The following is a 14,146-nucleotide window of genomic DNA, read 5'->3' on the forward strand; positions in this document are numbered from 1 at the left end:
GTGGTGATCCGAATTAAAATAATTGATAAAATTGCGGATTCGTTTTCTAAGTATTCAAGCATTATTAAACGGATTTACGTAGTGCTAATATTAGCATTCGTTGTTTATTCTGTTCATTCCATTTTTGAACAGATTTCTTGGCATAAATTAGTGCGAGCCAGTCACTTACTATCACCCGGTAGTTTGGTTACGCTCGTAATCTTAGGGGCGCTTTCTATCATCCCAATGATGATCTATGACTTTACCTACACCCGGAAGGTTAAAATGGGGATTTCCATGCCGGAATTAATTACCAGTAGTTACGTTATCAATACGTTTACTAACATTGGTGGTTCCGGAGGATTAGTGGGTGCTAGTTTGAGGATTTTCCTATTTGGGAACGTCCAAGAAAACAATAAAGAGACTGCTAAAATTGTCACTCAAATCGCTCTGTTCACCATGACCGGATTGGTGGTTAATGACATTGCAGCAATCTTGTTAAACCTAGAACGGTTCGGTTCAGAACCAATTTGGATCAAGACGGTCTGCTTATTGTTCCCACTTTACTTATTAGTTCCGTTCATTGCGAAGAACGATACGTTGAACCGTCGGGATCTCTTCCATCTTTTGGTGGGATCGACACTAGAATGGGTTTGTTGTCTGGCGTTTTTCATTAGCATCGGGTTTTTTATGCATATCAACTTCGATGTTCGAGCAGCTTACTTAGGATTGGTGTTTGCCGGAATCGTTGGTGCAATGTCATTAATTCCAGGTGGAATTGGGTCGTTTGAAGTTGCATTGACTTTTGGGTTGGAACGAGCCGGCATTTCAACCGACATCATTGTCATCTGGGCATTGATTTACCGGATCTGTTACTACTTCATTCCGTTTATAATTGGAATGGTAATGTTAATTTTTAAGTATCTAGCCAGAAAAAATGCTAAGGTTGCTAATTAGAAAGTGGTGGTTACCACTTTCTTTTAGTTTGCTTTCAAAATTAGGTTAATCTATAATAAAAACGTTAATTAAATAATAATTTGTCACTAGGGGAGCCATTTGGCTGAGAATTAATTTGACCCTTTGAACTTGATATCTGGTTAGGACCAGCGAAAGGAAGTTGACTTTAAAATCGGTGCTAAAATAGGCTAATTAAGGGAATCTTTCTATTAGGAAGGGTTCCCTTTTTAAATGGTGATACTTAAGGAGCATTGATAATGCAAGCAGAAATTCTAGCAGTAGTGAACAGTGTTGATGATAATAAGGAACGGTTATTAGAGCTCCTTAGTAAGTTAGTGGCGTTTCCAACCCCCGCCCCACCCGGCCGGAATTCGGATGCAGCGCAAGCATTTGTTAGCCAGTTTTTAAACCAAAATGGCTTTACAGTGGACCAGTGGGATTTGTATCCTCACGACTCAATTGTTGTTGGGACCAAGCAATCCGCAGCTAGTAGCAAGTATCAAAGCCTCATTTTGAACGGCCACATGGACGTTGCAGCCATCCAAACGGATGAAAAGTGGCACTCCAACCCGTTTGAATTGGTGCTTCGGGATGGACTAGCAATTGGACGGGGCGTTGCCGATATGAAGGGGGCATTAGCAGCAATGTTAATGGCGATTCAATTACTGAACGAAGCCCAAGTAGCACTACCAGGAATGCTAAAACTAGAATCTGTGATCGGAGAAGAAAGTGGTGAAGCCGGGACTTGGGATGCCATCAAACGGGGCCATAAAGCCGACTTTGCGATTGTTGGGGACATCAGTGATTTTCACATTCAAGGACAAGGGGGCGTCATTACTGGTTGGATTACGATTAAGAGTGACCAGACATTCCATGACGCAACTAGAAGGCAGATGATGAACGCTGGCGGCCACCTCCGCGGTGCTAGTGCAATCGAAAAGATGATGAAGGTCATTGCCGGGTTAAACGAATTGGAACGTGACTGGGCAATCAATAAGAGTTATCCAGGAGTGGCACCGGGTTCAGATACCATTAATCCAGCGGTAATCGAAGGGGGCCGGAATGCAGCTTTTATTGCTGACGAATGTCGACTCTGGGTAACGGTCCATTTCTATCCTAATGAAGACTACCAAGAAGTAATTAAGGAGGTTGAAAACCATATTAACCGGGTCGCTAAGGCTGATTTATGGTTGAAGGATCACATGCCAATCTATAAGTGGGGCGGCAAGTCAATGGTGGAAGACCGTGGTGAAATCTTCCCAGCGCTGGACTTAGCCGCTGATTCTAAACCAGTTGCACTATTAAAGGCTGCTCACTACCAAGTAACTGCTGATCAAGCAATAGTTGATGTTTCACCTAGCGTTACGGATGGGGGATGGTTTGGGCATGCTAAGATTCCAGCTGCCATTTATGGCCCTGGAACGATTGACGAGGCCCACTCGGTCGATGAGGCGATTCAAGTGGACGAACTTGTTAAATACACTAAGGTTTTAATTCAATTTATGTACGAGTGGTTGAACACCAAAAAGGAGGTTGACGATGAAATTTAGTGAGCAATTAGTAACGGAATTAAAGCCAGTTTGGGAGGCCAATCATAACCATCCCTTTGTTAAGGAGTTAGCGGCTGGTAAGTTAGCGACCAATAAATTTAAATTTTACATGGTCCAAGACTATGTTTATTTAATTGACTATGCTAAGTTGTTTGCCCTGGGGGCATTGAAGGCCAATGACCTAACGGTGGAGGGTAAATTTGCGGAGCTGTTAAGTGAGACCCTCAATACTGAAATGGGGCTGCACCGCAGTTATGCTAAGGAATTCGGCATTCGTCCGCAGGAACTAGCAACCGCTAATCCGACCCCCACAACGCTTAGTTACACTAATTACATGTTATCGGTCGGCCAGAGCGGGGGACTAGATAAGGTCCTAGTAGCACTGTTGCCATGTATGTGGAGCTACAACCAAATTGGCAAGCAACTAGTGGATACACCCGCTGCCACCCATCCGCTATATTCAAAGTGGGTTGCGATGTATGCAGACGATAACTATACGGAGCTAACCAACTGGACGATCGGCCTATTGGATCAAGTTACGGAAGGGCAATCAAAGGGCCAACTAGCTGAATTAACTAAAATCTTTTTGAACACAACCCGCTATGAATACTTATTCTGGGATATGGCGTACTACCATCGCGATTGGCCAATAGTTGAATAAAGAAAGGGCGCCTACACTTTTCAATGTGCGGGCGCCCTTTTAGCGATGCCTTATTTTTGATCTTTAGAATCCTTTTTTTCAGGAAGGTGGGTTTCTAACCAGTCGATAACCTCGTGGTTATTCTTGTGGATTAGGTCCTGCACTTCACTGCGGTTCAGGTGTTTATGCTCTTGAATGAAGTTATTAGTCTTATTGATTAATTCGTTGCTTTCATTTGGGTGCGCAAAGACATAGTTGAACCATGCCCAGAGGCTAAGATATGCAATAATTGAAAATACGGCAACTAGTGCGTAGTTGTTGTGAACCACCGTTTCTAATGTGTAAATGGTCCCCACCACGAGCAAGCCCATTTCAACGTTTCTAGTTGATAACACCTTAGTGATGTAGCGGTTAGCAAACCGATACGCAAGCAACCAGGTAACCACCCAGATAACGTTAATGATCGCCAGATCAATAATGACCCAGAGCCCTGGAAGGCGAGTAGAATTATTATTAACTAATTCAGTAATCTTACTAATTACCATTGGCATGATAACCACAATTTCGATTAGTAAGCAAATAACCGTAATCAATTCTGCCTTTCCACGTGGAATAAACCGTTTCTTATCTTTCATAGTATAAGATTCCCTTCAGAAATTAATTATTTTTAATAAGAATAGCACAAATAGTCGCATTATGCACTTCGGCTAATTAAATTACTTATAATTTATAATTAGTTATTTATAATTGACGTTTCTGATATAATAAGGGTTAGTAATTAAATGGGGTGGTTAACTTGAACCAGAGTCACAATTCAATGCGACTGAGGCTCTTTGCACTTTTTGCAGGACTCTTTATTGATGCATATGGAAACAGTTTAACAATTATGACCAACAATGGGAACGGAATTTGGACAGCGGTTGCGGTTGAATTTAACCAGTTGTTTAACATCACAATTCCAGTCACTTTATTTATGTTTGGAATTGCCAACATCATTTTGAACCAGTTTTTGGTTGGCCACTTTGATTGGTGGCGAATCGTTAGTGGGGTCATTTACATGTTATTTTTTAGTTATTTTATCGATATGTTTAATCGGCTGAACCTAGCATTAGGAATCACTAGGGTGAATGAATGGCTCAGTTTATTAATATCGGTTTTGGGAATTATATTGATTGGAATTGCAATTTCAGTTTACCAACGGGCCAATATTTTAATGCACCCGAATGATGATACCACCAATATTTTACGCTTTAAGTACTTCAAAGGCAGTGCCATTAAGGCGCAGTTTGCAGATATGGGAATTATTGCAATTATAATTGCGATTTGCTCGATTATTTTACGACGGGTAGATGCAATTGGAATCATCACGGTGGTTGGATTTTTCTTATTGGGACCGGTGATTCAAGTTGCGGATCGGATTATATTGCCGAACTTAAAGCATAATTTTAGTAAAAATGATCAGGTCTAATTAAAAAAATAATTATTTTTTAGATGGGTTAAAGGATTAACTTTGAAGGCCTGTATTAGTTTTCGGTTATATCTAAATTAATTTTAAATTAATTTTTGGGTTGACTTTTATAATTTGAGTGCTAATATTAATCCCAATAACAAACAGGAAAGGGGAGTTACCACTATGAACTTATATAATTCAAACATGTGCATGTGCAGCTGTAAGTTATCACTGTGTGGTAGCTCCTTTTGGTGCACATAAAATTTGAATTATATTTTTTCAATCATCTTAATTCAATTGTGCTAGAAAAGAGTCGTCGCCCGGTGTTAAAGGGCTGGCGGCTCTTTTTTTGTTGTTAAATTTAGAAGGGTGTTGATTACATGAGTTTAAGTAACGAAGAAGTTTTAAAGGCGTTTGGGAATGATTACGAATCTGCAGTTCCATTTTCGGTTTGGCATCACTTTAATCCGGATGAACATGTTGAAGCCCGTGAGGATCCCACCATTTTTAAAAATGATGTTGCAAAGGAACCGCAGTTTGTGGATGCGGTGGATCCGGACTTCATTAAGTTAATGGACGACGGTTATTTTACCTATCAGTTTCAAAACGTATCGGATCCGAATGATTTAGCATCCTTGAAAAAAATAACTGAGATTAGTACAGACCATCCCTGGTTGGTTGATCAAAAGCAGTTATTTGAAGACCAACTGAGCAGTCTAAATCAAAATAAGGTGATTCTCAGCAACGTCTTTTCAGCGGTCTCACTATTCAAGTGGTCACTAGTCCGCGGATTACCAAGTACCGAACTAGCATTAGGAGATAAACGATTCGCTGATTTATATACCAAGGATCCTGATACAGTGATTCATGCGTTACGGGTAATCAACCAAGATATCAAAAAGCAAATTGAAGTTGGCCATCAAGCAGGAGTCAACGGGGTGTTCTTTAGCACTCAAGAAATTCAAGATGATCGAATCGATGAACATTTTTTTGAAAAGGTGCAAAAACCACTTGATGCAGAGCTAATCGAAACCATCAATCAGGATTTTGACATTGGGGTGTTACATATTTGTGGATTCGATGGCGCCACTAATCACCTTCCCTGGTTCGTAGACTACAGTTTACCAGTAGTAAATTGGGCAACAAAGGTGGATGGGTACACGTTAGGGGAAGGCAAACAACTGTTCAAGGACAAGGTCGTTTTTGGCGGATTGGGAAATACAACTAACGATGTATTATTTAGCGGGACCCAAGCAGAAATTCAATCTGCAGTTGATCGAGTTCTAGATGAATCGGGGACTACCGGCGTAATTATTGGCTCTGATTGTACGGTGCCCCGCAAAACCCCAGTTGAAAATATCAGGTGGGCTGCAGAAGCGGCCCATACTTATCAAGATCGCAAGCAAAACGATTGATTGGCAAAATTAGATGAGGTGATTTCAATGGCATTAACTAGAAAAGCAGTGTTAGCAGCGTTTAATGATGAATCAGAAGAACAGGTCCCATTTTCAGTTTGGCATCACTTTAACCCCAATGCGCATACGGTCGCTAAGCTAGACCCGACCATTTTTAAAAATGATGTCGAAAAAGAGCATGCATACGTAAAGGCAGTCGACTCTGACTTTGTAAAATTAATGGACGATGGTTACTTTACTTACGATTTACAGGGGGTCAGTGATCCTAATGATCCTGAATCACTTTCCAAGATTGAACCAATTAGTTCTGACAACGAATGGTTACAGGAGCAATATCAACTAGTGACCGACCAAATTGCTGGAATTGACAGTGACCGACTAGTGTTTACAAACGTATTTTCAGCCGTAACCGTTCTGAAGTGGGAATTAGCGTTGACCCGTCCCGGAAAGGACACGAGCGTTGCCAACCAGGTCTTTGCTGATTTGTATACTAAGCATCCCGAGGTAGTTACCAACGCCCTTAAGGTCATTAACCAAGACATTATTAAACAAATTAAGGTTGGTAAGCAAGCGGGAGTTGACGGCGTATTCTTTAGCACCCAGGAAATTCAAGACGATCGAATTGATCAACAGTTCTTTAATGACGTTCAAAAGCAACTGGACCTAGAACTAATTGACGTGATCAATGCTAACTTTGAGTTTGGCATCTTACACGTCTGTGGGCACAACGGGGCTGAAAACCACCTCCCCTGGTTTACTGATTATGACCTCCCAGTTGTTAACTGGGCGACCGATATTGATGGGTACTCGCTCTCAGCTGGGAAGGAACTATTTCATAATAAGGTGGTACTAGGGGGATTGGGCAGCACTGCTAAGGACGTCCTTTACAGTGGTAGCCAGGAACAAATTCAAGCTAAGGTAGACCAACTAATTGCTGATGCGGGGACAACTGGCGTAATTATCGGAGCTGATTGTACCCTTCCTGCCGACACTCCGGAAGACCATATTCGATGGGCTAGCGAAGCTGCTCATTCATACTTAAAGAGACAGGGGGTTAAGTAATGGCGCTTTTACAAGTTGATAATTTGAAAAAATCATTCAATAACAAGACCGTTTTAAAGGGGGTTAACCTACAAATCGATAAGGGGGACGTGGTTGCAATCATCGGCCCCAGTGGTTCTGGGAAAACTACTTTTTTGAAAAGTATTAATCTATTAGAACAGCCTGATAGCGGCACCCTCAAACTAAATGATGACCAGCTCGACTTTAGTAAGGTTACCCCCGCTGAAAAGTTAAAAATTAGACGGAAAATTGCAATGGTGTTTCAAAACTACGCCCTGTTTAAAAATAAGACCGCATTGGAAAACATTACCGAAGGTTTAATTTATGGGCGAAACGTTAGCAAGGACCAAGCGACCCAGCGGGCTAATAAGGAGTTGGCTGCCGTAGGGTTATTGGATAAGCAGGATTTTTATCCCGCTCAGTTATCCGGGGGACAACAACAAAGAATTGGGATTGCCCGGGCAACGGCTTTGGATCCTGAAATCATTTTATTCGATGAACCCACCTCGGCACTAGATCCCGAATTAGTGGGAACCGTAGTTGATGATATTGATAAGTTAGCTCGAAATGGTCAAACGATGATTGTGGTCACCCACTTAATTTCGTTCGCTAGGCGGGTTGCGAATAAGGTGATTTTCTTTGAAGACGGAAATGTTTTAGCATTTGGATCCCCTGAAGATATTTTAGACCACCCCAAGAACGAACGAATCAAACAGTTCTTATCTGCGATATCTAAGGATCATTAAGGAGGTTAGGGATGAATTTATTTGTAATTATTAAGAGTTTGCTAGCTGGCCTCCCCAACACCGTTTTGATTCTAGTGATTTCTTTTCTGTTATCCAGTATCATTGGACTCCTCGTGATGTGGATATCACTTCAAGATGACCGTGTTTCAAGAGGGGTGGCTAGGCTGTACACTGGGTTATCGCGGGGAACGCCACCACTGCTGATGTTATTGTTATCCTACTATGAACTCCCGAAACTATTACAATTTGTCGGGATTAACGCTCAAGATTGGAGCAAGAACCTCTTTGCAATTTTCGGCTTAGCGGTAGGCTTCGGTGGCTACATGGGTGAAGTATTCCGCGCCGCCTTTGAATCCGTGGACCAGAGTCAATTTGAAGCCGCTTATGCTGTGGGGATGCAACGTAAGGACGTGTTAAAGGAAATCATCTTACCACAGGTATTTCAAATTGCCCTGCCGAACATTCAAAATATGTTCCTTGATTTCTTAAAGGCTTCCTCATTGGTGTATGTAATTGGAATTTCAGATATGTATCGCAATGCCACTAACCTGGCCAATGTGCATCAAGGGGTGTTTCAGTTACAGATCTTCATTGTGCTAGGCCTAATTTACTGGCTAATTACGATTTTCTTCGAATACCTATTTAAACTGTACATTAAGAAAAATACCTATATCTAGAAGGGAGGGAACTTTAAGATGGACTTTAACTTTATGATTAATTCGTTTCCTAAGTTATTATCGGTGCTGCCAATTACGCTATTCATTTCAATCCTAGGGGCACTCCTGGGATTAGTGTTAGCGGTGGGCGTTGCCATCGGTCGTGAGAAACGGATCCCGGTTCTTTCCCCCATTTTGAGCCTATTGGTTTCGTTATTCCGTGGCATTCCGATCATCGTTCAAATCTACATTGTTTACTATGGCCTGCCTAGGCTCTTGTACTACTTTGTTCAACACGGTAAGGGGAGCGGTTTGGTCCTCCCCAGCATGTTGATTGGGGTGGTTGCGTTTGCACTAAACGCAGCTGCGAACCTATCAGAGTCGATTCGATCGGCTTACCATTCGGTCGATCGATCGCAATACGATGCTGCAATTGCGGTCGGATTAACCCCCTATGAAGCAGTTAAGCGAATCGTTTTCCCCCAATTGGTTCCTAATTTTATTCCGAATTTTTCGAATATATTTTTAGATTTAATTAAGGATACGGCGTTGGTGTATAACATTGGAATCATTGAAGTGATGGGGAAAGCCAATATTTTAGCGTCATTTGGTTTTAATTACTTAGAAGCATATTTAGATGCATTAGTCATCTACCTAGTGGTTTGTTTCATATTTGCTAAATTGCTTCTGATTTTAGAGGCTAAAATCAAGCAACGTGTATTTGCATAAAAATTATAATTTAGTTTGGAGCGATTCATATGTCAAAAAAAGCTTATATCTACACTGGAATTATTGCAGCGGTGGTCGTAGTAATTGGTGCCGCCCACGTATTTAGTCAGAAGTCACAGTCTGCATCTAAGAATCACGTTCAAGTGATCAACGTTGCGGGAGTGGCTGACGATCGTCCCTATACCTATTCCGACGGGAATAAAATTGGTGGTTACGATGGCGAACTTTTTAGAAAAATTGATCAAGCCCTCCCACAATACAAATTTAAGTACTCCACCACTTCGCAAAACTCAGTCTTCGTTGGTCTAGAATCCGGTAAGTACGACATTGCATCATCTGGATTCTGGTATTCAAAACAACGGGCCCAAAAGTACCTCTTCTCTAACCCAACCGGGGTTGCTGATCTGAGATTGGTTTACCGTTCCGACGAAAAGCAAATTACCGGATTCAGTGACATTGCTAAGAGGAACCTTAAGTTAGCACCAATCTCTAGTGATGATGCTAGATACAACTTTGTTGAACAGTATAACAAGGAACACCCTAAGGAAAAGGTGAACTTGCAAGCAATCGGGGATGTTACATCTGGGGATGCCCTAAAGCAGTTGCAACAAAAGGAATTTGATGCCGTCTTTTACCCATACCAAGCATTCATTGGGGTTAAAAATGCCGGTGGTGCTAAGGGATTAACGGTCTCTAAGTCAGTTGGGGTTAAGAATGATTACTTCATTGCTAATAAGAGCGATAAGAATAAGCAATTAGTCCAAGCCATCAATAAGGAACTTAAGAAGTTAAAAGCGAGCGGATATCTAAACAAACTGGCTAAAAAGTGGTTAGGTGAAGATACGTTCAAGTTGCCAGGAGCTGAAAAGAACTTTGCTAATCCAAAGGGATAATTATTAATTAAAAAAGAACTTAGTTTCGATAAATAATTCGAAATCAAGTTCTTTTTAGTTTGATTTACTTATTAAACCAGTGGTGGTAAGCAATTGCGTTGATTAAAAGGAATAGTTCCAGCCAGTTTAACTTTTCAGCATAGGCTGGTAACTCTTCATGATGGATTAAATCAGCAACTGGTTGATCAACGTTTTGAATATCATCGATAATTGCGTTAGGGGTTAATTGGTTATTAACGTACTGTTCGATTTGAACGTAGTCGTTTAAATTGGCCATATTATCCTTGGGGGTTAAGTGGAGTAAATCAGCACTTTGGAGGTTTTGGTCAGAATCAAAGTTTGCAAGGACGGCTTTGTATTCGGGGATGAATTTTTGAATTAATGCTGTTAGGTATTCATCAATTAGCTTTTGGTCAGGTTGATCAAATTGCTTTTCTTCATCAGGATTTGCCCATAGCTCTAGGAATTGAATTAATAGTGAAACATCTTCATAGTAGTAATTTTTGGTTTCGCTGTTGGCTTGTGCTTGATCGCGCAATGCTTTGATTTCGGTTAAGGCGGTTTGATTTTGATTCAAGTTAAAAACCCTCTCTATTAATGAAATAATTTGAATTAACACTAAATGCTACTAATTTTATATTATCATATTTTCTTAAAAGGACTAAAAATTTCAACTTATTCTAAAAATAAAAAAATAAACCCGTTGATTAGCGAATATATATATTAACGGAGGTGTTAAACAATATGTTTAATCAAAAAGATAATGAAAAGAAAAAGTTACGAAAGGTAAAGAAGAGTTGGGTAGTATTTTCAACTGCGGTTGTGTTTGCAACTGCACTAGGGTATCAATTAACGACCCCGTCCGTTGTGAATGCAGCAGTTTATGCTAGTTATGAAAATACTAGTGTGAGCTCATATCAAGAGCTGATAAAGGCACTTATGAACCCTGCAATTAAAGTGGTTAACTTAAACCGCAGTGTTGATTTAACCGGGGTTAATATTAATCAACTAGTTTTAGATGCTAGTAGCATTTCTACTCGTTCGAATCGAATTTTAATTCCGGGAAGAGACTTAAACATTCATTTGAACGGGAACCAATTAAACTTTGGTAGCATTCAGATAAGTATCTCGTCATTACTTCCTATGAATTTAGTCTTTAATAACGGCCAACTATCTGGAACCAGTATCAACGGGGTATTTAATCTAGAACAGGTTAAAGAATCGTCTTTGACCATCAAACTATTAAATACTGAATTTAGTGGCAGTGAGGTTATTAATCAAGAATATAACCCAACTACAACGGTTGAATTTAAAACGGTCGCTCAAACCGATAGTGGAAGTAATTCAACTGCCAATAACGTTTCGGAATCATCAGCAAATGTTGAAATTAGTACCCCTAGTAGCGAAGTGCTACCAACTAGCTCTGCCGCAAGCAACATTGCTGAAGCGTCATCATCAGTAAGCAGTGAAGGATCCAGTCCTGAAAGTAATGCCGCTTCCGCTAGTTCAACAGCTCCTAGTAGTGCCGAAGCATCAACAGTGGTAAGCAGTGAAGGATCCAGTCCTGAAAACAATGCCGCTTCCGCTAGTTCAACAGCTCCTAGTAGTGCTGAAGCGTCATCATCAGTAAGCAGTGAAGAATCCAGTTCTGAAAGTAATACCGCTTCCGCTAGTTCAACAGCTCTTAGTAGTGCTGAAGCATCATCAGTAAGCAGTGAAGAATCCAGTCCTGAAAACAATGCCGCTTCCGCTAGTTCAACAGCTCCTAGTAGTGCTGAAGCGTCATCAGCGGTAAGTTCAAGTGGCACTCCAGCGAATAGCGCGGAATCAACAACCACTTCGTTGAGTAACAGTTCAGGATCAGCTTCTGTAAGTAGTGAATCCACTTCTACAACCAGTAACGGTAGCGCCGTTTCTAATTCAATTCACAACCAAACTGCAACCACTAGTTCTAATGCAAATATTTTAGCACCAACACCAAATATTTTCGGAGCCCCATCGTTGGCTGCTACCTACTATCCATCAATTAGACAACGATATCCAGAAATCGAAGGTAAAACTTCAACTGCAGTTTCAAGTCAAAGTATAAATCCTGCAGTTAGCGTTGTTGGTTCTGATACGACTACGATTAGTCAATCCCAGTCAGCAACTAGTGAAGCTGGTTCACAATCGGTTTTCAGTAGTAGTTCAAACCCATTGAATCGCAAATCTAACAATGATCTTAAGAAGAGTGGTTCAAAAGCTACTGATTCTAGCAAAGGGTCCATCAAAAAGAAAGCTCCAGGTACTAGTGAAAGTCAGCAACAAACAAAGCGAACTAAATACATTAAGATCAAGAAATTAAAAAATGTTAAGTTATACCGTAAAGCAAGCCTTAACAAAGCGACTTTAAACCCAAAGGCAAAGTTAAAATTAAATCAAAAATACCGCGTATTAAAGCAACTAAAGAACCAAAATGGAAAGGCGGTTTATCAGATTTCATCAGGATACTTGGTAAGTCGTGCTAAAAACCTCCTAATCATTAGATAAAAGGGTTCCAGATAATTACGTTATCTGGATACATATCTTCTTAGTTATCAGTTTTAAGTTACTTTAACCAAAATAAAACAAAAAAGGGTTGACTAATTTATAAGAATTAGATATCATATATATTGTTGTTTTGATATATATATCAAACAGATTTCGGAGGGGTAGCGAAGTCTGGCTAAACGCGGCGGACTGTAAATCCGCTCCTTCGGGTTCGGTGGTTCGAATCCACTCCCCTCCATAGTTATAGGGATATAGTTCAAAGGTAGAATACCGGTCTCCAAAACCGTTGATGTGGGTTCAATTCCTACTATCCCTGTAATGATATGAAGTCTTGGCGGTATTGGTGAAGTGGTTAACACATCGGTTTGTGGATCCGACACGCGTGGGTTCGATTCCCACATACCGCCCTCGAGTTGTTAGCTTAATTGTAAAGCCCTGGACTCTTTATTCAGGAGATGGTGGTTCATATCCATCACAACTCATATTAATGGGCTATAGCCAAGTGGTAAGGCAACGGGTTTTGATCCCGTGATGCGCTGGTTCGAACCCAGCTAGCCCAATCAATATGGCTAAAGATAGATACGACTAACATTATTTGTTAGTCGTTTTTTTGTTTATTTGGAATTAAAAAAACCAGGAGTGATAATAATTGAAACAAAAAATTAAAAAATTTTTATTGAACACCATTATTTACATTCTTATAATTGGCGGATTCATATTGGGTCCCTTGATTGTTTTACACTTTATTTTTCCTAGAGAAACTTCACCAGATATTTGGCTTACGTTTATTGGTAGTTATTTAGGATCGATTGTTGCTGTTATTGGAACAGTAATTATTACGAGAATGCAAATTAAAACAGAGCGGTTGGATAGTTTAAATAACTCCTTGTTTATTGAACACTATCAAATGCTCAATTCATTGCTAAACGATTTATACCACATTAAAAATGTTTCGCTGGACTATGGAAGAAGGGTAAAGGTTATCAACCGTTACTTTGATCAAAACCATCAATTTACGGGGATTAAAGATTATACGCAAAATTTTATTGATAGCTTTGATGCAAATCAATTTGCAAGTTTCTATAGTTTTTCCAGGAATCGGTTAATGTCATTAGATATCAACGAAAAGGAAATTGATCAAGTTGACCAGGTTATTAATAACTTATTTGATAGCAATCGTAAGCTAGTAGTAGCCTATCGTGAAATTAATAAATTATTCAGTAACGGAAAAGATAAAAAAACGCTTATTGATGATTTCAATACCAAATTTAGTACCAATTTAAATGCTGAAATTCTTGCGTTAAGAGAAACAAAAAAGTTGCTAAATCAGCTTGATCAATCGATTCAGAACATTTTAAGAAGTAATCATGATTCAATCATTTCAAAGTAGTGTGTTCCTTTAAATAAAAAGACTAAAATAGAACTATAGATTTATAGAACTATAGATTTATAGAACTATAGAATTATAGATATATAGATAAATATAGCTATAGATAAATATAGCTATAGATAAATAGATATATAGGACTAATTCACAACA

General features: G+C 39.9%; 14 protein-coding genes, 5 tRNA genes and 1 riboswitch. Of the genes, 17 read left to right on the forward strand and 2 right to left on the reverse strand.

Annotation, left to right across the window (positions count from 1 at the left end):
* The 3 genes from HZL42_RS09090 (at position 1) to tenA (ending at position 3,147) form a co-directional block, all read left to right on the forward strand.
* Positions 1–936, forward strand: coding sequence for a lysylphosphatidylglycerol synthase domain-containing protein (locus tag HZL42_RS09090; RefSeq protein WP_219283098.1), 936 nt, complete (start codon positions 1–3; stop codon positions 934–936).
* Between the two features lie 78 nt (positions 937–1,014).
* A riboswitch (TPP riboswitch) is annotated at positions 1,015–1,111 on the forward strand.
* An 82-nt stretch (positions 1,112–1,193) separates the two neighbouring features.
* Positions 1,194–2,486, forward strand: coding sequence for an acetylornithine deacetylase (locus tag HZL42_RS07830; protein WP_219283099.1), 1,293 nt, complete (start codon positions 1,194–1,196; stop codon positions 2,484–2,486).
* Entirely contained in the window at positions 2,476–3,147 is a 672-nt protein-coding gene (gene tenA, locus HZL42_RS07835; protein WP_219283100.1) for a thiaminase II, read from the forward strand. The genes HZL42_RS07830 and tenA overlap by 11 nt, the downstream gene beginning before the upstream one ends.
* Before the next feature lie 50 nt (positions 3,148–3,197).
* Here the strand turns inward: tenA and HZL42_RS07840 are convergent, their stop codons facing one another.
* On the reverse strand, positions 3,198–3,761 hold the full coding sequence (locus HZL42_RS07840) for a hypothetical protein (protein WP_219283101.1): 564 nt from the start codon (positions 3,759–3,761) through the stop codon (positions 3,198–3,200).
* Positions 3,762–3,922: 161 nt separating this feature from the next.
* On the opposite strand from HZL42_RS07840, the gene HZL42_RS07845 reads away from it, so the two are divergent.
* The 7 genes from HZL42_RS07845 (at position 3,923) to HZL42_RS07875 (ending at position 10,077) form a co-directional block, all read left to right on the forward strand.
* Complete coding sequence (locus tag HZL42_RS07845; protein WP_219283102.1) at positions 3,923–4,594, forward strand: hypothetical protein; 672 nt, start codon at positions 3,923–3,925, stop codon at positions 4,592–4,594.
* A 362-nt stretch (positions 4,595–4,956) separates the two neighbouring features.
* Positions 4,957–5,991, forward strand: coding sequence for a uroporphyrinogen decarboxylase family protein (locus tag HZL42_RS07850; RefSeq protein ID WP_219283103.1), 1,035 nt, complete (start codon positions 4,957–4,959; stop codon positions 5,989–5,991).
* The gene (locus tag HZL42_RS07855) at positions 5,992–7,053 is read left to right on the forward strand and encodes a uroporphyrinogen decarboxylase family protein (RefSeq protein WP_219283104.1); all 1,062 of its coding nucleotides are present in this window, start codon (positions 5,992–5,994) and stop codon (positions 7,051–7,053) included.
* On the forward strand, positions 7,053–7,799 hold the full coding sequence (locus HZL42_RS07860) for an amino acid ABC transporter ATP-binding protein (protein WP_219283105.1): 747 nt from the start codon (positions 7,053–7,055) through the stop codon (positions 7,797–7,799). Before HZL42_RS07855 ends, HZL42_RS07860 begins: the two co-directional genes overlap by 1 nt.
* 11 nt (positions 7,800–7,810) lie before the next feature.
* Positions 7,811–8,476 carry an amino acid ABC transporter permease gene (locus HZL42_RS07865; protein WP_219283106.1) on the forward strand — a complete coding sequence of 222 codons (666 nt, stop codon included), beginning with the start codon at positions 7,811–7,813 and terminating at the stop codon, positions 8,474–8,476.
* 18 nt (positions 8,477–8,494) lie between these two features.
* A complete protein-coding gene (locus HZL42_RS07870; RefSeq protein ID WP_219283107.1) occupies positions 8,495–9,184 on the forward strand; it encodes an amino acid ABC transporter permease in 690 nt (229 codons plus the stop codon).
* A 29-nt stretch (positions 9,185–9,213) separates the two neighbouring features.
* Positions 9,214–10,077 carry a transporter substrate-binding domain-containing protein gene (locus HZL42_RS07875; RefSeq protein ID WP_219283108.1) on the forward strand — a complete coding sequence of 288 codons (864 nt, stop codon included), beginning with the start codon at positions 9,214–9,216 and terminating at the stop codon, positions 10,075–10,077.
* 64 nt (positions 10,078–10,141) lie between these two features.
* On the opposite strand, the gene HZL42_RS07880 is transcribed toward HZL42_RS07875, so the two are convergent.
* A complete protein-coding gene (locus tag HZL42_RS07880) occupies positions 10,142–10,654 on the reverse strand; it encodes a hypothetical protein (protein WP_219283109.1) in 513 nt (170 codons plus the stop codon).
* Positions 10,655–10,821: 167 nt separating this feature from the next.
* Here HZL42_RS07880 and HZL42_RS07885 point away from each other — a divergent pair, with 167 nt between their 5' ends.
* The 7 genes from HZL42_RS07885 to HZL42_RS07915 all read left to right on the forward strand — a co-directional run bounded on the left by HZL42_RS07885 (position 10,822) and on the right by HZL42_RS07915 (position 13,996).
* Complete coding sequence (locus tag HZL42_RS07885; protein WP_219283110.1) at positions 10,822–12,606, forward strand: pectate lyase-like adhesive domain-containing protein; 1,785 nt, start codon at positions 10,822–10,824, stop codon at positions 12,604–12,606.
* A gap of 155 nt (positions 12,607–12,761) precedes the next feature.
* Positions 12,762–12,844 (forward strand) — tRNA-Tyr (locus HZL42_RS07890).
* 7 nt (positions 12,845–12,851) lie between these two features.
* Positions 12,852–12,922, forward strand: a tRNA-Trp gene (locus tag HZL42_RS07895).
* 18 nt (positions 12,923–12,940) lie between these two features.
* A tRNA-His gene (locus HZL42_RS07900) sits at positions 12,941–13,013 on the forward strand.
* A 3-nt stretch (positions 13,014–13,016) separates the two neighbouring features.
* Positions 13,017–13,088 (forward strand) — tRNA-Lys (locus tag HZL42_RS07905).
* 6 nt (positions 13,089–13,094) lie between these two features.
* A tRNA-Gln gene (locus HZL42_RS07910) sits at positions 13,095–13,166 on the forward strand.
* A gap of 89 nt (positions 13,167–13,255) precedes the next feature.
* Positions 13,256–13,996, forward strand: coding sequence for a hypothetical protein (locus tag HZL42_RS07915; protein ID WP_219283112.1), 741 nt, complete (start codon positions 13,256–13,258; stop codon positions 13,994–13,996).
* Positions 13,997–14,146 lie beyond the last annotated feature (150 nt).

This window comes from Lactobacillus sp. Sy-1 (genome assembly GCF_019303535.1).
Taxonomy (GTDB): domain Bacteria; phylum Bacillota; class Bacilli; order Lactobacillales; family Lactobacillaceae; genus Nicoliella.

What these genes read in the sequence shown, in the direction of transcription:
- HZL42_RS07830 (WP_219283099.1), top strand. Translation starts at nt 1,194, where the DNA reads ATGCAAGCAGAAATTCTAGCAGTAGTGAACAGTGTTGATGATAATAAG.
- HZL42_RS07870 (WP_219283107.1), top strand. Translation starts at nt 8,495, where the DNA reads ATGGACTTTAACTTTATGATTAATTCGTTTCCTAAGTTATTATCGGTG.
- HZL42_RS07885 (WP_219283110.1), top strand. Translation starts at nt 10,822, where the DNA reads ATGTTTAATCAAAAAGATAATGAAAAGAAAAAGTTACGAAAGGTAAAG.
- tenA (WP_219283100.1), top strand. Translation starts at nt 2,476, where the DNA reads ATGAAATTTAGTGAGCAATTAGTAACGGAATTAAAGCCAGTTTGGGAG.
- HZL42_RS07850 (WP_219283103.1), top strand. Translation starts at nt 4,957, where the DNA reads ATGAGTTTAAGTAACGAAGAAGTTTTAAAGGCGTTTGGGAATGATTAC.
- HZL42_RS07860 (WP_219283105.1), top strand. Translation starts at nt 7,053, where the DNA reads ATGGCGCTTTTACAAGTTGATAATTTGAAAAAATCATTCAATAACAAG.
- HZL42_RS07865 (WP_219283106.1), top strand. Translation starts at nt 7,811, where the DNA reads ATGAATTTATTTGTAATTATTAAGAGTTTGCTAGCTGGCCTCCCCAAC.
- HZL42_RS07875 (WP_219283108.1), top strand. Translation starts at nt 9,214, where the DNA reads ATGTCAAAAAAAGCTTATATCTACACTGGAATTATTGCAGCGGTGGTC.
- HZL42_RS07840 (WP_219283101.1), bottom strand. Translation starts at nt 3,761, where the DNA reads ATGAAAGATAAGAAACGGTTTATTCCACGTGGAAAGGCAGAATTGATT.